At 35.9% G+C, this 18,520-nt stretch carries 26 protein-coding genes; 19 read left to right on the top strand and 7 right to left on the bottom strand.

Annotated features, from left to right (window positions below):
• Positions 1-53: 53 nt before the first annotated feature.
• The 19 genes from M948_RS41655 to M948_RS41565 all read left to right on the top strand — a co-directional run bounded on the left by M948_RS41655 (position 54) and on the right by M948_RS41565 (position 14,780).
• On the top strand, positions 54-614 hold the full coding sequence (locus tag M948_RS41655; RefSeq protein WP_021292597.1) for a phage scaffolding protein: 561 nt from the start codon (positions 54-56) through the stop codon (positions 612-614).
• 13 nt (positions 615-627) lie between these two features.
• Positions 628-1,527 (top strand): hypothetical protein, encoded by a 900-nt coding sequence (locus M948_RS41650; RefSeq protein ID WP_021292596.1) that lies wholly within the window; start codon positions 628-630, stop codon positions 1,525-1,527.
• A gap of 17 nt (positions 1,528-1,544) precedes the next feature.
• Positions 1,545-1,808, top strand: coding sequence for a hypothetical protein (locus tag M948_RS41645; protein WP_021292595.1), 264 nt, complete (start codon positions 1,545-1,547; stop codon positions 1,806-1,808).
• A 12-nt stretch (positions 1,809-1,820) separates the two neighbouring features.
• A complete protein-coding gene (locus M948_RS41640; RefSeq protein WP_021292594.1) occupies positions 1,821-2,198 on the top strand; it encodes a hypothetical protein in 378 nt (125 codons plus the stop codon).
• Complete coding sequence (locus M948_RS41635) at positions 2,188-2,526, top strand: putative minor capsid protein (protein ID WP_021292593.1); 339 nt, start codon at positions 2,188-2,190, stop codon at positions 2,524-2,526. Before M948_RS41640 ends, M948_RS41635 begins: the two co-directional genes overlap by 11 nt.
• Positions 2,527-2,877 (top strand): minor capsid protein, encoded by a 351-nt coding sequence (locus M948_RS41630; protein ID WP_021292592.1) that lies wholly within the window; start codon positions 2,527-2,529, stop codon positions 2,875-2,877.
• A gap of 12 nt (positions 2,878-2,889) precedes the next feature.
• The gene (locus tag M948_RS41625; protein WP_021292591.1) at positions 2,890-3,276 is read left to right on the top strand and encodes a phage tail terminator protein; all 387 of its coding nucleotides are present in this window, start codon (positions 2,890-2,892) and stop codon (positions 3,274-3,276) included.
• A gap of 11 nt (positions 3,277-3,287) precedes the next feature.
• Positions 3,288-3,731: a phage tail tube protein gene (locus M948_RS41620; RefSeq protein ID WP_021292590.1), complete on the top strand. Its 444-nt coding sequence runs from the start codon at positions 3,288-3,290 to the stop codon at positions 3,729-3,731.
• Positions 3,694-3,981 (top strand): fibronectin type III domain-containing protein, encoded by a 288-nt coding sequence (locus tag M948_RS43035; protein WP_041203231.1) that lies wholly within the window; start codon positions 3,694-3,696, stop codon positions 3,979-3,981. Before M948_RS41620 ends, M948_RS43035 begins: the two co-directional genes overlap by 38 nt.
• A gap of 42 nt (positions 3,982-4,023) precedes the next feature.
• The gene (locus M948_RS41610) at positions 4,024-4,419 is read left to right on the top strand and encodes a hypothetical protein (RefSeq protein ID WP_021292589.1); all 396 of its coding nucleotides are present in this window, start codon (positions 4,024-4,026) and stop codon (positions 4,417-4,419) included.
• A gap of 6 nt (positions 4,420-4,425) precedes the next feature.
• Positions 4,426-5,073: a Gp15 family bacteriophage protein gene (locus M948_RS41605; RefSeq protein ID WP_021292588.1), complete on the top strand. Its 648-nt coding sequence runs from the start codon at positions 4,426-4,428 to the stop codon at positions 5,071-5,073.
• Positions 5,074-7,461, top strand: coding sequence for a phage tail tape measure protein (locus tag M948_RS42660; protein ID WP_021292587.1), 2,388 nt, complete (start codon positions 5,074-5,076; stop codon positions 7,459-7,461).
• A gap of 4 nt (positions 7,462-7,465) precedes the next feature.
• A complete protein-coding gene (locus M948_RS41595; protein ID WP_021292586.1) occupies positions 7,466-8,899 on the top strand; it encodes a distal tail protein Dit in 1,434 nt (477 codons plus the stop codon).
• 11 nt (positions 8,900-8,910) lie between these two features.
• Positions 8,911-11,862 (top strand): phage tail spike protein, encoded by a 2,952-nt coding sequence (locus tag M948_RS41590; protein WP_021292585.1) that lies wholly within the window; start codon positions 8,911-8,913, stop codon positions 11,860-11,862.
• Between the two features lie 13 nt (positions 11,863-11,875).
• The gene (locus M948_RS41585) at positions 11,876-12,190 is read left to right on the top strand and encodes a hypothetical protein (RefSeq protein ID WP_021292584.1); all 315 of its coding nucleotides are present in this window, start codon (positions 11,876-11,878) and stop codon (positions 12,188-12,190) included.
• Positions 12,191-12,327: 137 nt separating this feature from the next.
• The gene (locus M948_RS41580; protein WP_021292583.1) at positions 12,328-12,606 is read left to right on the top strand and encodes a hemolysin XhlA family protein; all 279 of its coding nucleotides are present in this window, start codon (positions 12,328-12,330) and stop codon (positions 12,604-12,606) included.
• A 12-nt stretch (positions 12,607-12,618) separates the two neighbouring features.
• A complete protein-coding gene (locus M948_RS41575) occupies positions 12,619-12,852 on the top strand; it encodes a phage holin (RefSeq protein ID WP_021292582.1) in 234 nt (77 codons plus the stop codon).
• A gap of 64 nt (positions 12,853-12,916) precedes the next feature.
• A complete protein-coding gene (locus M948_RS41570; RefSeq protein WP_021292581.1) occupies positions 12,917-13,690 on the top strand; it encodes an N-acetylmuramoyl-L-alanine amidase in 774 nt (257 codons plus the stop codon).
• 136 nt (positions 13,691-13,826) lie between these two features.
• Positions 13,827-14,780, top strand: a complete 954-nt coding sequence (locus M948_RS41565; RefSeq protein ID WP_021292580.1) for an Abi family protein — start codon at positions 13,827-13,829, stop codon at positions 14,778-14,780.
• Between the two features lie 158 nt (positions 14,781-14,938).
• On the opposite strand, the gene M948_RS41560 is transcribed toward M948_RS41565, so the two are convergent.
• The 7 genes from M948_RS41560 to M948_RS43540 all read right to left on the bottom strand — a co-directional run bounded on the left by M948_RS41560 (position 14,939) and on the right by M948_RS43540 (position 17,948).
• Positions 14,939-15,334 carry a hypothetical protein gene (locus M948_RS41560; protein ID WP_021292579.1) on the bottom strand — a complete coding sequence of 132 codons (396 nt, stop codon included), beginning with the start codon at positions 15,332-15,334 and terminating at the stop codon, positions 14,939-14,941.
• 109 nt (positions 15,335-15,443) lie between these two features.
• On the bottom strand, positions 15,444-15,836 hold the full coding sequence (locus M948_RS41555) for a hypothetical protein (RefSeq protein ID WP_021292578.1): 393 nt from the start codon (positions 15,834-15,836) through the stop codon (positions 15,444-15,446).
• A gap of 119 nt (positions 15,837-15,955) precedes the next feature.
• A complete protein-coding gene (locus M948_RS41550; RefSeq protein ID WP_021292577.1) occupies positions 15,956-16,429 on the bottom strand; it encodes a GNAT family N-acetyltransferase in 474 nt (157 codons plus the stop codon).
• Positions 16,430-16,554: 125 nt separating this feature from the next.
• On the bottom strand, positions 16,555-16,716 hold the full coding sequence (locus M948_RS43375; protein WP_021292576.1) for a hypothetical protein: 162 nt from the start codon (positions 16,714-16,716) through the stop codon (positions 16,555-16,557).
• Positions 16,717-16,807: 91 nt separating this feature from the next.
• Positions 16,808-17,422, bottom strand: a complete 615-nt coding sequence (locus tag M948_RS41545; protein ID WP_021292575.1) for a GIY-YIG nuclease family protein — start codon at positions 17,420-17,422, stop codon at positions 16,808-16,810.
• Between the two features lie 216 nt (positions 17,423-17,638).
• Positions 17,639-17,782 (bottom strand): hypothetical protein, encoded by a 144-nt coding sequence (locus tag M948_RS43545; protein WP_021292574.1) that lies wholly within the window; start codon positions 17,780-17,782, stop codon positions 17,639-17,641.
• On the bottom strand, positions 17,772-17,948 hold the full coding sequence (locus M948_RS43540; protein ID WP_021292573.1) for a hypothetical protein: 177 nt from the start codon (positions 17,946-17,948) through the stop codon (positions 17,772-17,774). The genes M948_RS43545 and M948_RS43540 overlap by 11 nt, the downstream gene beginning before the upstream one ends.
• Between the last annotated feature and the right edge of the window lie 572 nt (positions 17,949-18,520).

Raw genomic sequence — 18,520 nt, 5'->3', positions numbered from 1 at the left:
ATTCCTTTGCGTGGAGGGTTACACGTCAAAAAAACTAATAAGGAGCGATATAGATGGATTTACAAGAATTATTAGGTGAAGAGCTTTACAACCAAGTCGTTGAAAAAGCAGGTGATAACAAAATAGCTGTTGTATCTGATGGAAGCTATATTCCAAAAGAGAAGTTTGATGCAGTTAACACAGAGAAGAACGATTACAAGCAACAAATTGCGGATCGTGATGAACAACTAAATGAACTAAGCAAAAAAGCAAAAGGTAATGAAGAATTACAGCAAGAGATTGATCAACTTAAAGAGCAAAATGAAACAACCAAGAACGACTATGAAACTAAACTTCAACAAAAGGAATTTGACCACAAGCTAGAGAGTACTTTATCTGGTGCTAAGGCAAAAAACACGAAAGCACTAAAGGCTTTGTTAGATATGGATACAATCAAGCTAGATGGTGATACGTTGAAAGGTCTAGACACTCAACTTGAAGGTTTGAAAGAAAGTGATCCATATCTTTTCGAAGAAGATCAACAAGAAGGTGGAGGCAAGCCTTCTTTTACAACTGGGCAACATCAACAACAAGGTAATTTAGATGCCTTTGCACAAACATTATTAGGAAAATAGGAGATGATTATAAATGGCAAATGCTATCAACTTTGCAGAAAAGTATCAAACGGAATTAGATCAAGTTATTATGCAAGCTACACTTACTAACGACCTTGAAACACCAAATGTAAACTGGATGGGGGCAAGAACTTTTCATGTTCCTTCTTTAGCTGTTTCAGGTTACAAACAACACAGCCGTAATGGGGGATATAATCGTGGAACTGTAGACGTTACTCACGAACCATATACCCTGCAATTTGATCGTGATGTTGAGTTCTTTGTGGATCAAATGGATGTAGATGAATCTAATCAGTCAGCAAGCGCAGCAAACATTACTAGAGTATTTCTAAATGAAAATGCTGGTCCTGAAATTGATGCCTACCGTTTTTCTAAATTAGCAGCAAAAGCGCAAGAGGTTGGACAAGCCACAGCCGAAAACGTAACTGATGGTACACCGCAGGATGTTTTTGACAGATTGAAGGCGGATATTAAAAAAGTTCGGAAATACGGAACCGCTAACCTTAAAGTCTATGTATCTACTGATGTCATGGATGCAGTAGAAGCTTATAAAGAGGGAAAAGGAAACTTCTCATTACAGAACGAAAACACAATCATTGAAACGCGTGTTGCTGTTATAGATGGTGTAAGACTAATAGAGGTATTCGATGTAGATCGTTTCCATACTGCATTTGATTTTTCGGATGGTTTCATTCCAGCTACAGATGCACAGCAATTAAACTGGATAATTGTTTATCGTGGTGCTGTTGTTGCAAAAGCAAAACTAAATTCTGTTTACTTATTCCAACCAGGACAACATACAGAGGGTGATGGATACCTATACCAAAACCGTTCGTATCATGATTTGTTCGTAATGAAAAACCAAGCAAAAGGCGTGGTTGTATCTAATAAAGCACCAGCATCTGGGGCATAATAAGGGAGGAAATAAAAATGATTTTACGTAAAGAAAATGTCGTTTTAAAAGAGACGGATAACGGAAAAATTAAAGAACTTAAAGCAATGGGCTATCAAGAAGCTGACGAAAAAGGGAAAGTTATTGAAGATAACAAGGGGAAAACTGTTGCTGAATCCACTCATAAAAAAGTATTAAAAGAAAACAAAGAATTAAAAGAAGAGGTAAAAGCACTTAATGAAGATAATGCAGCATTGAAAAAAGAGCTAGAAGAAGCACAAAAGGCATCCTCTGATAAATAAAGGGGTGCTTTTATGTATATCGATAGAGAGTACTATCTAAACGAATATGAAGGTGTTCCCATGGAAGATGAACAAGAACTTAATCGATGTATCAAGCGTGCTAGTGAAGAAATGGACAGGCTCAGTAATTTTTCAATTGTCCAAAGTAAATTAATCGATTTTCAACAGAACATGCTGAAACAGGCAACGGCTATTATGACAGAGCATTTTGTGATGAACGGAGGCTATCAAGCTACGAAACAATTAGACCAAACACAAAGCGTTAATATAGGCTCATTTAGTTACAGTTCCAATTCGTCTGCTGCTAACGAAATACCGAACAATGTTGTTCAATATCTAGCACATGCAGGATTGCTTTATAGTGGGATAGGTGCTTTTCATGGTTATTAAGCCTATTCCTAAAAATCTTTTAGTGCATTCAATTAAATATCAGCCTTTAATTGGCAATGATGGTTGGAACAATGAATACGGTGAGGAAATAATCATTAACCATGTACGTGTTGTTCCTATAACCTCTATGAATAGAAGCTCTAATAGTGAAGGGAAACAGGCAAATCATACGGTTATTATAGATCGTGTAAATTCGTCCTATTTTCCTGCTGATGCCAAAGCTGGGGATAGAATTTCATTTCGGGGAACTGGTAGAGAAGCAACACTGGTAAAGTATCCAAGTGCTTTTGATGCAGAACCTCATCATCTAGAAATAGAGGTGATCTAGATGTTTAATGTGAAAGTTGATTTCAATAAAGCTAGTGTTACAAAAAAAGTAGTGGGGGCTATTGGCTTTGGTCAATATATTCTAGATGATGTAGTTTTGAAAGGGAGTAATTACTACATCCCTAAAGATCAAAGTTATTTAGAAGAAAGCGGACTTGCTCATTCTAAAATAGGTGAAGGGGAAGTCGCTTGGTCAACACCATATACAAGAAAGTTGTATTACAATCCACAATATAACTTTAGTAAAGACCAAAATCCTCATGCAAGCGGGCTATGGTTTGAAGAAGCAAAAGCACAACATTTACAGCAGTGGCTAGATGATGCAGAAAAAGCAACAAGATCCAAAATATAGGAGGTGTAAGCAATGGATTTTTTACATGCATTAAAATCATTTACTGAAACATTGTCATTTACGCCTCCTACTATCGGTATTGGTATGTATAATCAAAAAGGAAACAGCATAGCTATACGACCATCGCCAGCTAATATAAACGAGAGATACATGGAAGAGGGTTTAATTTACCCTTTTAGCTTTCAGTTATTAGTACATCATCAAGACAACTTAGAAGGTTATGACATGATTAATCGATTAATGAACGAATATGAAAACCTATCAAATGGAGCTATCACAAGTCGTGATGGCTCTTTTCATTTGGTTTCATTTCAATGTACAACAACACCTAATTTTGTACAGAAAACAAGTTACGGTGTTCTTTGGACTGCCTCATTTGAGGCAGAATTATATGTTTAAGGAGGATGTATATGCCTAAAGGATTTTTATTAAATTCAAAATACTTTATGGAAATAAATGTAACGCCTAGTGAAGAAACGGAAACATGGGAAAGGTTAGCAAAAGGCATCACTAGTATGGAGCCAGATCCAAACGAAGAGACTTCCCAGGATAATTATTATGATGGGGATGGTTACGGGGAAACGGATGTTATTGGTGCACAACTCATTAGTTCATTTTCAGGTCATCGCTATTATGGTGATCCAGCGCAAGACTATATCTATTCGAAGGTGCTTGAACTAGGACCATCAAGACGTACCGATTACCGTTTAACGTTACCAGATGGATCCACTTTCGAAGGACCATGCACCATAGCAAATATTGTTGGACCTGGTGGGGATGCCATGGCAAAAGGTGAGATTTCATTCGAGATACATTTTGCTGGTAAACCACAATACACAGCGCCTACTCCCTAAGGCGCCCACTAGCCTTGTCGCTTCCAATGAAACAGATACAAGTGTTGATCTAAATTGGAATGTCGCTGAGGGTGCTAGTGGGTATAACGTATATCAAGATGGTGCAAAAATTGACACTGTAACCACAAATAGTTATTCGGTATCTGGGTTAACAACAGCAACCACTTATGAATTTTATGTAACAGCTATAAATGATAAACATGGTACTGAATCGGAGCCGTCAACTGTTGTAAATGTAACTACATTATAAGAGTAGCCAAATGGCTGCTCTTTTTCTATGGGAGGAATTTAGATGAAGGAAATAGGTATTCAAAGAGCGATAGAAGAAGTTTCAATTGATGGAACATTGTATGAAATAGATACCTCAGATGATAAACGAAAGAAGTATGCGGAATTAGCTTCCAGATTAAATGAATTAGGGGATGAAATAGAAGCACAAGCAAAGCAAAATGATGAAAAAGTGCTGGTAGAAGCATTAGAAAAGGCAAAAGAAGAAACAAAATTAATCACGAACGAGGTTATTGGAGAAGGTGCTTTTGAAGATATATATCCAAAAACCAATAATTCCACAGAGCATACGATTGGTGTAGTCTCTGATGTTCTGCATTATATCAAAGAAAGGCAAGACGAACGACAGAAACAGCATTTTGAGAAAAAGCGCTCTAAATACATCAAAAAGAAGAAGTAAGAACCTATGTTTTTAACGGGGCAATTAAAAGATACATGCACTTATCAAGGTATACAACTGGAATTAGATTTAACTTTCGATAACATTCTTTTTTTCTTAGAAATGCTGAAAGATAAAGAGCTACACATTATAGAAAAGATTCTAATTGGACTAGAGATGCTTATTGAAAACTTTGAAGATATAGAGAACCTAGCTTTAGAAGAAAAAATTGATTTATATATATCTATTTTAGAAAATGAGCTTGGTTTTGTAAGGAAAGATCAAAATGATCAAGAAAATCAGGGCTTGAAGGATGATACGCAAGAACAAGAGGAACAAGAAGATAAAGACTATGATTTTAATGTTGATGGGGAGCGTATTTACGCTTCTTTTTTAATGGATTATGGCATTGATCTACTGGAACAACAAGGAAAGATGCATTGGAAAAAATTTATGTCTTTATTTAGTGGATTAAGTGAGAAAACGCCATTCATGCAAGTTGTTCAAATAAGAACAATGGAAGTTCCTTCTCCTAATAAAAATAACCAGAAAGAGCGTAATAAAATTTTAAGTCTTAAGCGAAAATATGCTCTTGATGAAAATGGCGGGAAGACAGCAGATGAAGCGTTTGAGGATATAATTACAGCCTTCGGAGGAAAGGCAGGTGGTAAATAAATGGCAGACGGTTCTATTACGATAGATACGAAAATAGACCAAAAGGGCGCTGAACAAGGGGTTGGCACGCTGCAAAAAAACCTGAATGGTACTGCAAAGAAGATGAAAAAAGTTGGCGGACAAATGTCGAAGTACGTTACTGCGCCAATGGCAGCATTAGGAACAGCTTCTATTGTAGCAGCTGACACAGTAGACAAAGCGTATAACAATATTATCGTTGGTACAGGTGCGACAGGTGACAAATTAGATAGTCTTAAATCTAGTTTTGATAATGTCTTTAAAAATGTGCCTAATAGTGCGGATGAGGTTTCTAATGCTATCTCTAACTTAAATACATTAACAGGTGCAACAGGTCCAGTATTGGAGGATTTAACCCAAAATGTATTAGATGCTTCAAGAACGCTAGGTGAAGATGGGGTCGCTAACTCGGAAGCCTTTGGTCAAGCAATGGGGCAATGGCAAATACCTGCTGACCAAGGTGTAACAAAGCTAGATGAGTTATATCAAATGACTAAAGACTATGGAGTTGGTCTAGATCAGATAACTGGTCACTTAAATACTTATGGATCTGTATTACAGAATGCAGGCTTCAACATGACGGAATCAGCAGATTTAATGGCAAGATTAGAAGCTAAAGGTATTTCTGTTTCTAGAGTTATGCCAGGTCTAAATAAGGCTTTTAGAAACTGGGCAGATGAAGGGAAAAACTCTAGGGAGGAATTTGAAAAAGTAGCAAATAAAATGAGAGATGCTGAAACAGAAACAGAAGCATTAAAAATAGCTACAGAAGCATTTGGTGCTGAAGGTGCGCAAAGAATGACCACAGCTATTCGAAATGGAGCGATACCTGCATTAGATGAATTAGGAGAAGGTTTTGATGATACGAAAGGTGGTATACAGGAAACTTCTGACCAGACTAAGACTATCGGAGAGCGATTTCAAGAATTAAAAAACAGAATCACTTCCGATATGGCACCATTAGGACAAATATTTTTAGATTTAGCAGAGCGATGGTTACCTCCTATCATCGATGGAGTAACGAAACTCGCATCCTGGTTTAATAACTTATCACCAACAACTCAAAAACTAGTAGTAGTATTGGGAGCAGTGGCTGCGGCTATTGGTCCTCTTTTATTAGTGCTTGGTAGTTTAATGTCTGCCCTTCCAGCAATTATTCCCATGATTAAAGGAGTAGGTGCAGCATTTCGTTTTATGACAGGTCCAGTAGGATTAATTATAAATCTAGTAGCATTATTAGCTATATTTGTGGTTACTCATTGGGAACAAATAAAAGCAGTAACTATTACAGTTTTTACGGCAATATGGGGCTTCTTACAATCTACATGGAACGTCATTGTCGAGGTAGTGAAGATAGCAGTACAAGGCATATGGGGTACGATACAAGCCATTTGGACCATGATCAAAACAACTACTGTTACTATATTTACAGGTATCTGGACATTCCTGCAAGCAACTTGGAATGTAATTTGGACAGTAATTAAAACTGTAGCACAGGGAATCTGGGGAACGATTAAAGCAGTTTGGAATATGATTAAGACTACTACACAAGCTGTATGGAATGCTATAAAAGTAGTCATTTCAACGGTATGGAATATAATCAAATCAATTGTTCAAGGTGCAATAAACGTTGTGAAAACAGTTATAACAACAGTCTGGAATACTATTAAGGCAGTCACAACAACCGTATGGAACACGATTAAAAAAGTAATATCTACGGTCTGGAATACCATTAAAACCATCGTATCACGAGCGATTAATGGCGTTAAAAGCACGATATCATCGGTGTGGAATGTTATTAAAAGCATTACTTCTTCAGTATGGAATGGAATTAAAGATACAGTGGGAGGATTTATTGATACTATCTGGGGCACAGTTAAAAGAGTATTTGGTAAAATTAAAGACTTTATTGGTGATGCTTGGGATGGAGTTAAAAGTGGTACTGATGACGTTTGGGATGGAATAACTGGATCTGTAAAAGGTGCGATTAATGGTGTAATAGGAGCCATTAACGGAATGATTGACGCATTGAATGGATTAAGTATTAAGCTTCCGAAAATACCAGATTGGGTACCAGGATTAGGAGGAAAAGGTGGCGGTTCTATCAGTTTTCCTAATATACCTAATATCCCTTCTCTCGATGTAGGTACTAACTTTGTTGCCAAAGATGGACTTGCTATGATTCATAAAGGTGAAGCTGTTGTACCAAAAGAATATAATCCATCCCTTGGAAATGGTAAAGGTAATGAAAATAAACAGCCAGTAATTATTAATCTACGTTTAGGAGCAAGTAACTTCAGTTCATTTGTTGATGATATCACTAGAAATCAGGATAGAAAGAGATCGACTCTAAAAAGGTTCAGGGGGTGACATCTTGTTATTTAATGATATAGACCTTTCTCCATATCTAAGAATAAAGAAAATAACTGGTAGAGGAATGACAAATAGAGAATTATCATTATTAGAGGTTCCAGGCATGTCGGGCGCTCATTTAGAAAGAATAAACTTACCGCCAAGACCGTTAGGGATTGAAGCTAATATCAAGGCAATGAATCGCCAAGAATTAAGAAATAAAATAGATGAGTTAAATGGAATACTGTCTGTCAGTGAACCAGTTCCTATAATTTTCCCTGATGAACCTAATGTTGTTTATTATGGTATTCCCGAACAGGCAGGTGAAGATGATGAATTTCCTTTCATGCATCAAGGGCAGCTTACTATTATTTGCCCAGATCCATATAAATATGAGAAAGAAAAAACAATGGAATTTGGCTCAGATGCAGGAATAGTCACAAATGAAGGTACAACCGAAGTAGAGCCGATATTTGAATTGGAAGTAACTAAAAAGGTCCCATTTGCCTTGATTCAGAACCAACACGAAGAATATATGTTGATTGGTACACCTGTGGATGTAACAAGCGAGGTTGTAGATGCAAGAACGTTGCTTTTAGAGGAACGGGGACAGACGTTAGATACATGGGATTCCTCACCAATTTCTCTTGATAATGGATATGTAGACGGAACCTTTGGAACGGATAACGATGGAATTACTGTTCCTAGTTATGGCCCAGATACTACGGATCCTGATTGGCATGGTCCTGCATTAATAAAAGAAGTACCTGTGGCGCAAGATTTTGAAGTAGAAGCAATGGTGCAAGGTCGTACTACAGAAACATCACAGACATTTAGAATTGAGTTTTCTTTATTCGATGAAAATATGAATCAACTGGGAAAGATGGCTATCAAAGATGACAGTTTAGGAATTCATAGAAAGAAAGGCGAAGGGCGTATAGGTCCTTATGTTGGAGCAAATGAAAATTATATGATTAGTTCCCAAAATTATAGTTATGATCAAGATTACTTTTACGGAATGTTGCGTTTGAAAAGAGTTGGGAAGGAATTTACCTTTTATATCACGAGAGTTAACAACAGTAACAAACACGTACAAACGCTCTCTCGTAGATTCATAAATAATCTAGGTGACTATCTAGGGAAATTAAAATACATTCAAATCCATATCGGTAAATTCGCAGATACAGACCGAGCTTATGCGCCTAAAATTGATCATATTAAAGTATTTCAATTAGCACAAGTAACTGTCGATCAAACGCCATATATAGCTAATGTCGGTGATCGAATAACCTTTGATCATGTAAACGATGAAATATTAATCAATGGCGAAGATAGAAAGGACCTTAAGAACTTTGGAGGTTCTTTTTTTACGTTAAAAAAAGGCGAGAATCAATTAATCACCCATCCAGCAAATAGCTTTCGAACAACAGTAAAATACAGACCGAAAAAAAGGTAGAAGGTGAAATCATGATCCATATCACAGACGGACAATATGATAATATATTAGACTTTATATCCATTAAAAACATCATAGACAATAATCATAGACAGTCATTAAAAGATAATTTGGAGACATTCGAATTTGTCACCTTTGCAGATAAATCGTTCTCTAAGCATTTAGGTAAAAACAATAGGGTAATTGTTCCTGCTGAAGATAAAGGCTATCAGGAATTTGTGATAGAGGAATCTGGGAAGACACACGAAGATAGTTTAGAAGCCCAGGTATTTGCATCTGCAAGTTATCTTTTGCTTAAAAAAGCTAAAGTCATGGATCCACAAACATTTGCTGAACAGACAGCAACTACATTAGTAAGCCATGCCACAAACGGCACAGAATGGCGTCCAGGCATTATTGAAGGCAGCGGCATACGGACGATGCATATTGAAAAGCATACCAATCCTTATGCCTTCTTAAAACGGATAGCAACAGAATTCGGCTTAGAATTACGCTTCCGAGTAGAAACAAATGGAAACAAAGTCATTGGTAGATATGTGGATCTGGTCGAACAAGTAGGACAATGGCGTGGTCGCGAGGTTGAATTAGGTAAAGACTTAATCGGTCTAAGGCGTATTGAAAAAACAGATAATATTTTCACAGCTTTAAAAGGTCTGGGGCCTGAAAGGGAAGATGGATCCAGACTAGAGGTGATTGTCGAGGATAAGGAAGCATTGCAGCGATGGGGTAGACCTGATCCGATAACAGGAGAATTACAGCATTTATGGGATACGTACGAACCACAATCCAGCGATCAAGACATGACCTTGGATAGGTTAACCACTCTCACCGAAAATGAGCTAGAAAAGAGAGTAAATGAAGTGGTTGAATATGAGGGAGACATCGCGGATTTAGAAAATGTGCCAGGAATGGAAAATAAGAAAATTCGTTTTGGTGATACGATCAAAATCAAGGATACAAAATTTAATCCTCCTCTTTATCTAGAGGCTAGAGTACACACTCAAGATCGAAGCATTACGGATAAATCCAAGAAAAAAGTTAAGCTTGGTGATTACATTGAATATACCGAGGAAGAAGTACAGTCTATATGGGAATCCATACAAGGGGATATCAAACGAAGATTAGCACGAATGTTAATTACTACCGTAGAATCTAGTGCTGGGAATACATTTAAAAATGGCGAAGGAAGTACAGAACTTACCGCAACCGTATTTCTATCTGGAACAGAGGTAGATAAAGACGGCTCAAATTATACGTATATTTGGAACAAGTATGATAAACGTGGCATTCCTGTTTCCAATTGGAATAAAAACGGTAAAACAATAACTGTTACCGCAGATGAAATAGATGAAAAGGCATCTTTTTCTGTTGATATCATTCAAGATTCATTGAATGAAGTTATGTCAATTGGAAGTATTACCATTACCAATGTGTTCGATGGACAAGATGGAGAGCAAGGACCACAGGGTGAACAAGGACCAGTAGGACCTGAAGGACCAATTGGACCAAACGAAATTAATGATAACACTAATTTTGCTGACAAGTTTAAAACAATTGGAAATAACTATTATTATGGTTCAAATCTAAACGAACCAGGATGGTATCGAATTGCAATGAATGCAGGTAGTAGGGCGTATGCAAAATTTATTTTAGTAGATAGAACATCCGGCAACCATCAAACAGTTAGTTTTGAAGCAACAGTTAATTATAACCGTAATCCTAAAATATCCGTTATTTCATCATCTCGATACAGTTCAGGTGTACCTTTCAGTAAAGCTAGAATACTTACAAATTCTATATATGATGATGTATTTCTAGAAGTATATGTAGATTCAAGTAACTACCCGACAAATTCCGATTGTTATATTACTGAAAATGTGCAATATACAGGCTGGGAAGGAATAGACTGGACTGCTGGAACAATACCAACAGGATATTCCGTATATGAAGTTAGTGTTGATATGGGAAGTTCTGCCTCAGATAAAGCTGATAGTGCATATGATAGAGCGGAAGAAGCGGAAGAAAATGCCAAAGGACATGCAAATGCTGTTGGTGCAGCAACTTATCAGGATGCTTTAAACGATGCACAGGATTACATGAACGCTAACGGAATTATGCAAGGAGAGAACTACAACGGTGTTAACATTTCAAACGAAGATGGTTTTGTAACTGCTAGAGGTGATGGGCTGGTTCGTACTGTCATGAATAGTTCATTAGGGTATGTTATTCAGCGTAGAGCAAGCACATACTCACCATGGGAAGATATGCTATTTTTCGATACAAACGGTAATGCCAAATACGCTGGAGAACTTCAAGGAGCAACAGGTACGTTCAGTGGACGACTTGAAGCACAAGAAGGATTTTTTGGGGATAATTTAAGGCTGCGGGATGGTAAGCTGGAAATTGTTCGTGAAGACGGTGCAATAAGTATGAGTAATGGAATGGTACGCAATGGGCTAACCGTTGTCGGTAATGATCCGCATTTTATGACATCGGGGAACGCAGAAACAGGAGCTTTTCAATCATTCGTTCCAGGGGGAACAACCGAATCAACATCTTTCCATATTTATGGAGCAACAAAAGGTTCTCTGGACGGAAGAGGTTTAAGCGGTATTAACATGGAATATTACGATGTTCGTGATGCTTTGGGTGCGTTAGCTTTTCAAAAGTACCATTTTATCCATTCGGCTAGGTATTTAGTGTTTCGGTTTAGAAAGTATTCTGGATCAAAAATCAGTGTTCACGTCATGGAAGGTTCCAGTGATGATACAAACGACCGACTGTATTTTGAGATTCTCGAAAATGGTACAAGCGGAGTAGAAGAGTTTCAAGTCGATCTAGGTGTTCCAGATTTTAAGTTAAGAACAGTAACCTTCAAAATTGGATGGACGCATAGCTGGGGCGACCGAATGGAATTTGTTAGATTTATCATGGAACGGGTGTTTTTAACAGACTTTCTATAAGAGGTGATTGGTATTGGAATATATTCAAACGTATAATACGAATGTTAATGGCGATAAAATGAAGGTGTTTTTTGTCCTTGATGAAAACGGTGGTGCTAAATCCGTTAAAGTAGGTAATCAAGTGGTTCCTTCAGAAGAAGGAATTCAATTTTATGTAGACAAGCATGTGGCATTGCAGATAGATAAATGTGATTTAATCATCGAATCAAGACCATATTTAAAAGTGAAAGACGGGGAAACAATAGAAATTCCTGACGAAGTACAACAAAGGGAAGAAAGAATTAAGGAATTAGAAAAAGAATTAGAAGAGTTGAGAGGTAACCAATAAAACGCCAAATAAGGCGTTATTTTTTATGGAGGGGACGAGGGCATAGGGATTAAATGCCCTCTGACTCATCAAATAAGGTGTCAAGAAGAGTCATTAATGATCTTCGTTAGATAAATAGGAAGTTAGGGGGTCGAGCATTGAAGGAGGAGGAACATGTGGATCTTTGGCAGAACACCGTTCAGAAAGACATTGAAAGCATAAAAAAAGACCAAGAAATAATGAAAGGTGATATTAAAGATCTTCAATACAAAGACAGGGAACATGATAAAGAGATATTCTCTTTACGTAGAACATTGGAAGAAATTAAAGATGATACAAAGTGGATAAGAAGAATGGTAACAAAAGCTATCGTGACTGCCGTTATTACAGGCGTGATCGGTGGCTTTTTAACTGTCATTTTTACCACTATATTTTAAGGAGGTGAGAACATGGATAAAGGAACTATCGTGCGTACTGCTGTTTTAATCCTAGCATTAGCTAATCAGTTTCTAGTTACAGCTGGATTGAATCCAATCCCCGGCACACAAGAAATGTGGGGGGAAATCATTACAATGATTATTACTGCTGCAGCTAGTGCATGGGCATGGTTTAAGAATAACTATGTAACGCTTAAAGGGAAACAGCAAAAAACATTATTAAAACAATCAAAGCTTATTAAGTAGTTAAACGGCTAGTCCACACGGGCAAGCCGTTTTTCTAATGCAAAAAATTAAGGAGGAATTTTTTATGACAAAAATATTTATTGATGCAGGACATGGTGGGAACGATCCAGGAGCAACAGCAAATGGACTAAGAGAGAAGGACCTTACTTTAGAGATTGCTTTAAAGCTACGTAACATTCTTAATAATGAATACGAAGGACATTCTTTAATGTTATCTCGTACAACGGATCAATCAGTAACCTTATCTTCTCGTACCAATATGGCAAATAACTGGGGAGCCGATTACGTTGTTTCTGTTCACATAAACGCTGGAGGCGGTACAGGATTTGAATCCTATACGTATAACGGTAGCTATTCAGGAAAAGAAGAAACGAACCGCTTACGTGGAATTGTACACAATGGTATTGTGGCTGAAACGGAATTCAGAGATCGAGGTAAGAAGGAAGCAAACTTCCACATGGTACGAGAATCAGCAATGCCAGCCGTTCTTACAGAGAATGGGTTCATTGACAACGCTTCTGATGCTGCAGCTTTAAAATCTGATGCATTCCTAACTAAAATTGCAAGAGGTCATGCAGAAGGATTAGCAAGTGCATTAGGGTTAAGTCGTAAGGATGGCGGAAATGATGGAGAACAGGGCTATGTGGAAATACTTGCAGATTCTTTATGGACATACAATACAGCAGATTGGAACGACAAAGCTGTTATTGTAAATAAGGATGAAGTGTTTACTGTCATTCGGGATAAGTTCCCAGTAGATGGCGGTCACATGTATCAAATTAAGAGTGGCTTGTACATTACCGCTAATCCGACTTATGTAAGGTATTACAATAGATAATATAAAAAAAGTAGGTCTCTTCGCTTCAGAGACCTACTGATATTTACCTATTTATGTTAGTATATTAGTAATATAATCATGTTATTAATTGTTTTTTTAATATAATTGTAATGCCATGGAATGGGGGGGATTGGAATTGGTATTACAGATAGAAAAGACTAGAAAAATATCGTTTGAAGAGATGATTCAACATTTAGATGAGAAAGGGATCAAGTTTGAGAGAACTACCAAAAAACAAGCACAGGAAATACTTATGAATTCTAATTTCTTTTATAAAATAAGATCCTTTAGAAAAAACTTTGAAAAGAATGAAAATGGTAAGTATTTAAACCTGGATTTTTTTATGTTAAATGATTTGGCTACTTTAGATATGAGGTTAAGGTACATTTTAATACATATGTGTTTAGATTTAGAACATACTTTGAAAACAAAATTAGTTAAAGATATCACACTAGATAATAAAGAGAATGGTAAGGATATAGTAGAGCAGTTTCTAGAAAATAGATCGAAGAAAAGCTTAGAAGATTATTATAACCCCTTACGTAATCCAAAACATCCAAATCATGGTATATATCGAAAGTTTAATAATGTAACTCCGCCTATATGGGTATTTTGTGAGTTAATTACATTTGGAGAATTAGTTGCATTTATTGAATATTATTGTTATAAATATTTGAATAAACCAACTAGATATTATAAACCATTAGGGAAAAATTTGAAGTTCATAAAAAATATTAGGAATTTAGCAGCTCATAATAGTCCAATAATAAATGAAATAACAGGAAAGAATCAAATAAGTTTTAAGAATAATATTCCTAATATACATTTACATAAGTTTCTAAATTCAGCTTGTAAAACAGATTTTCGTGATAAAGTAACAAATGCAAAAATACATGATTTGTGCTCACTTATATTTATATATGATACTTATATAACTAGCACTAAAATTAAAGGAAACAGATATAACGAATTAAAAGAATATATGGATAGGTGTAAAAGGAATAAAGAAGAATATTCAAAACATGATAATATAATTTCTGTTTTTAATTTTTTCAATAAAATTGTTGACTATATTTCAAAAAAGTTGTAGTATAAATTTAAGGAATAAATCGCTTCGCGCGGTTTGCATGGACGGGGCTTGCTCTGTCTTGAAGTTTAGGGATACATACCACCCTCTTTATAGAGGGTTATTTTTTTTACCGTGAAACATAACAAAAGATTATTAATAAAAATAAAAGCCCTCACTTATTAGTGGGGGTTTTTCTCTTTCTTAAGCTTATCCACTTGATCAATAAAACCTTCTTTTACTTCAAAATCCGTACCTTTCATATACCGTTTCATCGTTTGGTTAGTCATTTCTTTTAGATCCTCAGAAGAATATTCAATCACACCACTATTACCCTTGCTATTCCAACGATAAGTAGTGTTCCCAATTCGTTTTATGTCCAGATGATACTTAGTATATAATTTCTGTTTTGTTGCTGACATGTCTTTTTTTATTCGTTCTAATACAGCATCAATCATGCTTTGATAAACAATACTTTGTTTAGACTTCTTGAAAAGTATTTTGTCTTGTTCGAATACCTTTACAGCAAAAGGAAGAATGATGAAATCTTGCGCTAACTGTTTTAGTTCCTCATTCATGGAATCACCTCAAAGAACATTTGTTCTTATTATATGCAGTGATTAAGTTTTTATCAACTCCTTGTTCAACAATCGCGCCCTATTCTGGCACAATATTGTATAACAATACTTACGTTTTATTAGCATTTGAATCACCGTATATCTTATAAACAATGCTGCCAAACGTAAGCTTAACAGGGTATAACGAGATAATAATAGCAATTATCTGGCTGACTGTTTTGATTACTCCTGTAAGATGTAATTTTTCGTTAATGACGTAATTTGCTAATTGAATTAGACCAAATACAATACCCACCGATACCGCTAACGCAAACAAGATTAAAGTAGCTTGTGATATAGACAGTTTCCCTAATTTTTTTATGCTACCATCACTGATTGAAAAACTGATATAAGATAATGGGAGTAACAACAGATACCAGCTCGAATAACCAAATACAATCCAGGATACTCCCATTACTAAAAGTAAAATCCATCCTATTATGTTAAAAGTCTGTTTGTTCAATTTACCTTCCCCCTTTTCCAACAAAAGGCTCCGATTCTTCAACATTGGGCGCTAATCCTTGTTAGAGAATTGCGCGCTATAAAGGAATAAACACAATAAACACTATAGTTTGAATTTCTTTAGTTAAGGGTGAGAATAAACTCTTCAACATCCTTACCACGCGCGTTTGCATACCCGCTATCTTCACCCGAAATCATGAACCCACATCTTTTTAAAACCTTTATGGATCCAGTATTGTCTTTTGCAGCGCGAGCATAAAGTGGACGAATTGAAACCTGTTTTAGAAATTCTTGTAAAGCGTTGGTTGCGATTCCCTTACCCCAGTATTCCTTTCCAATCCAATAGGTTACTTCTGGTTCTCCGAACTGCTCGAAGTGTACAATATGGCCAACTACGGTGTTCTCAACAATGATAGTTTGCTTAATAATATTCTTATTCGTAAGTATTTTGTTCCAGTGTTCAGCGAAGCTATTCCAATCATTAGGGTCCTTACTTGTAAAGGCGGCCATTTGGTTTGCCTCACTGTCCCGTTGATGCTTAAAAAAAATAGGAAGGTCTTCCTCATTCACATTCCGAAGCACTAAATTGCTCATTAAACTCACCCTCTGTCGTTTACTTTATTCTAGCAAACGTACGTTCCCTAAGCAATATATTTTATCGTGTAAAACCACCTTGATATGCTTAGTACCAATTCATTTCCTTGTTCAACAAAATGGCCCTATTCTTGAATAGGAGGAAGGGTTACAAGTTTATATGTTATTACTTCTCCAGATTTTTCAGCGCATATTACATCCCATTCTTTTGCAGATAGCTCTTCCTTGATTACAATTTCCGACATTCCTGCATCCGTAAATTTATCATCATAATAACCCTCATGCATAATAACACCTCCTTATAACTACTATCGAAACAAGTTAGAAGAAGGTGGCAAATATCTAGGATATTTTAACATTAGAAAGTATTATTTTGGTTTATAGATCCCTTGTTTTTGCAAATATATTAGACTCCATTAAACCTTCTAGCCCCCCTGCTGTTCTGTTTAATAAATATTTATCCTTGAATAAATCGATAAAATTGTTTTCTTGTGACCTATGATCTTCGGTAACATAAACAAATATTCTTGTGGTATCATATGCCCGAAAACTATCTATAGATAAGATAGAGTTCTCTTTTTTACCCCAGATTAGACGATCGAATTCTTTCTGTTTGGTCCAATGTTGTTGAATTCTTTTCTTGATATCTTTGCTGGAACCTATATAAGCTTGAGCATAATCATCGAGCACCATTACATAATAACCTGGTACATTTTCAAATGAACTCAAATTATCTATTTCCTCAAATACTTTGGCTTTTTTGATGAATTTTTTGATTCCTTTGTTAAATTTACGTTTAGATAATGAATTAAAATATTCGATATTTAAATCATAATTATATAATGCATTTTGTCTTTGTTTATTTATGTATTCATCGCTATAGACTTTTCCTTTTCTTAATGAACTTTTATTACTTACCTTTATGTAATTATCTCTTGTTAGCTTTAACCCATCATGTTTATTGCGAATGTTAACCCCGAAGTGTTGTATCATGTTCTCCCCCCAAAAAAAATAGAAAAATTAATTATAGTTACTTTGCTTTTTAATGAAATCGTATGATAATCTCTTCATAAGTTCCCGTATCCTTACGAAGTGCCATAAAACAGTTACGATGAATAACTGTATTGTATTCATTATTCATCCAGAATGACTTTATGGTCATTCTGGATATCACTTTCCCGCAGCGCATTTTTTCAGATCCCTTCACGATCACTTAAACATCTTTCGTATTGTTTTGCCTGCCGCTTTACCAGTCACACGCCTACCAATTCTTTTACCTACTTTTCCTTTCCTTACAGCATCAACGTCATTCCAGATGCGAAGTATTTTATATATAGTAGATTTAAGACTCACTACTCTCGACCTCCCGTTCTCTAATTAAGGCTTTTAATTCTTCCAGATCCTCTAGTGTTGCCTGTTTTTTAACGAAATTTCTAGCAGTTGAACGATTCCTTAAATATCTACTTCTATCCCTGTTTTTTTCCTGCCACTTCTTATTCGCTTCTGTTTGATTGCTCATTAATTAATCGTTCCTTTTCTTTTATTAATTTCCTTTTGGTGTTTAATAAAATCAATTTCCATATTCCTAAGATGGCTGCGATCACTAAAAAAGTTATCAGTAATATTTTCATTATATTTATGGTATACTTAGTGATGAGAGAGGGGATTAACCTCCCCTTCTCATCTTTTTGAGTTCTTGCCTCAGTTTTTCGTTTTCTAACCTTGACTTTTGGACGGACAACCAAAGTTTGTAGGTGGATAGAAACGATATGACTGAGGCTGTTATTTTTGCTAAGTATTCCACTTGTTCACCTCCTGTCTATATTTATATTATACTATCGATAGTATAATAATTGCAAGAACTTTTTACCATTTATTCTACTTTTTTCTACAAAAATTGACCTTGAATCAGAACTAATGTTCCTATGCATTATGTGAGGTAAATTTAAAACCTCACAGAAATCTCACGAGGAAAAATAATAATATGAAAATAAACGAACATTTGTTCTGTTTAAGTGAGGATAATTTTAAATTGGATAATATGAAAGAAGGGGATGCGAAACTACCGGAAATCGTCTGAATTATGGGCGG

It is taken from the genome of Virgibacillus sp. CM-4, from assembly GCF_000445495.1.
Classification (GTDB): Bacteria; Bacillota; Bacilli; order Bacillales; family Amphibacillaceae; genus Virgibacillus; species Virgibacillus salexigens.
This window is presented reverse-complemented; position numbering and strand designations above follow the sequence as displayed.

Bases quoted from the DNA above. Each gene is read 5' to 3' on its own strand.
- M948_RS41570 (WP_021292581.1), top strand. From the start codon at position 12,917: ATGACAAAAATATTTATTGATGCAGGACATGGTGGGAACGATCCAGGA.
- M948_RS41550 (WP_021292577.1), bottom strand. From the start codon at position 16,429: ATGAGCAATTTAGTGCTTCGGAATGTGAATGAGGAAGACCTTCCTATT.
- M948_RS41645 (WP_021292595.1), top strand. From the start codon at position 1,545: ATGATTTTACGTAAAGAAAATGTCGTTTTAAAAGAGACGGATAACGGA.
- M948_RS43375 (WP_021292576.1), bottom strand. From the start codon at position 16,716: ATGCATGAGGGTTATTATGATGATAAATTTACGGATGCAGGAATGTCG.
- M948_RS41590 (WP_021292585.1), top strand. From the start codon at position 8,911: ATGATCCATATCACAGACGGACAATATGATAATATATTAGACTTTATA.
- M948_RS41575 (WP_021292582.1), top strand. From the start codon at position 12,619: ATGGATAAAGGAACTATCGTGCGTACTGCTGTTTTAATCCTAGCATTA.
- M948_RS43540 (WP_021292573.1), bottom strand. From the start codon at position 17,948: ATGAGCAATCAAACAGAAGCGAATAAGAAGTGGCAGGAAAAAAACAGG.
- M948_RS41620 (WP_021292590.1), top strand. From the start codon at position 3,288: ATGCCTAAAGGATTTTTATTAAATTCAAAATACTTTATGGAAATAAAT.
- M948_RS41605 (WP_021292588.1), top strand. From the start codon at position 4,426: ATGTTTTTAACGGGGCAATTAAAAGATACATGCACTTATCAAGGTATA.
- M948_RS41560 (WP_021292579.1), bottom strand. From the start codon at position 15,334: ATGAATGAGGAACTAAAACAGTTAGCGCAAGATTTCATCATTCTTCCT.
- M948_RS41640 (WP_021292594.1), top strand. From the start codon at position 1,821: ATGTATATCGATAGAGAGTACTATCTAAACGAATATGAAGGTGTTCCC.
- M948_RS41635 (WP_021292593.1), top strand. From the start codon at position 2,188: ATGGTTATTAAGCCTATTCCTAAAAATCTTTTAGTGCATTCAATTAAA.
- M948_RS41630 (WP_021292592.1), top strand. From the start codon at position 2,527: ATGTTTAATGTGAAAGTTGATTTCAATAAAGCTAGTGTTACAAAAAAA.
- M948_RS41655 (WP_021292597.1), top strand. From the start codon at position 54: ATGGATTTACAAGAATTATTAGGTGAAGAGCTTTACAACCAAGTCGTT.
- M948_RS41650 (WP_021292596.1), top strand. From the start codon at position 628: ATGGCAAATGCTATCAACTTTGCAGAAAAGTATCAAACGGAATTAGAT.
- M948_RS41625 (WP_021292591.1), top strand. From the start codon at position 2,890: ATGGATTTTTTACATGCATTAAAATCATTTACTGAAACATTGTCATTT.
- M948_RS41545 (WP_021292575.1), bottom strand. From the start codon at position 17,422: ATGATACAACACTTCGGGGTTAACATTCGCAATAAACATGATGGGTTA.
- M948_RS42660 (WP_021292587.1), top strand. From the start codon at position 5,074: ATGGCAGACGGTTCTATTACGATAGATACGAAAATAGACCAAAAGGGC.
- M948_RS41610 (WP_021292589.1), top strand. From the start codon at position 4,024: ATGAAGGAAATAGGTATTCAAAGAGCGATAGAAGAAGTTTCAATTGAT.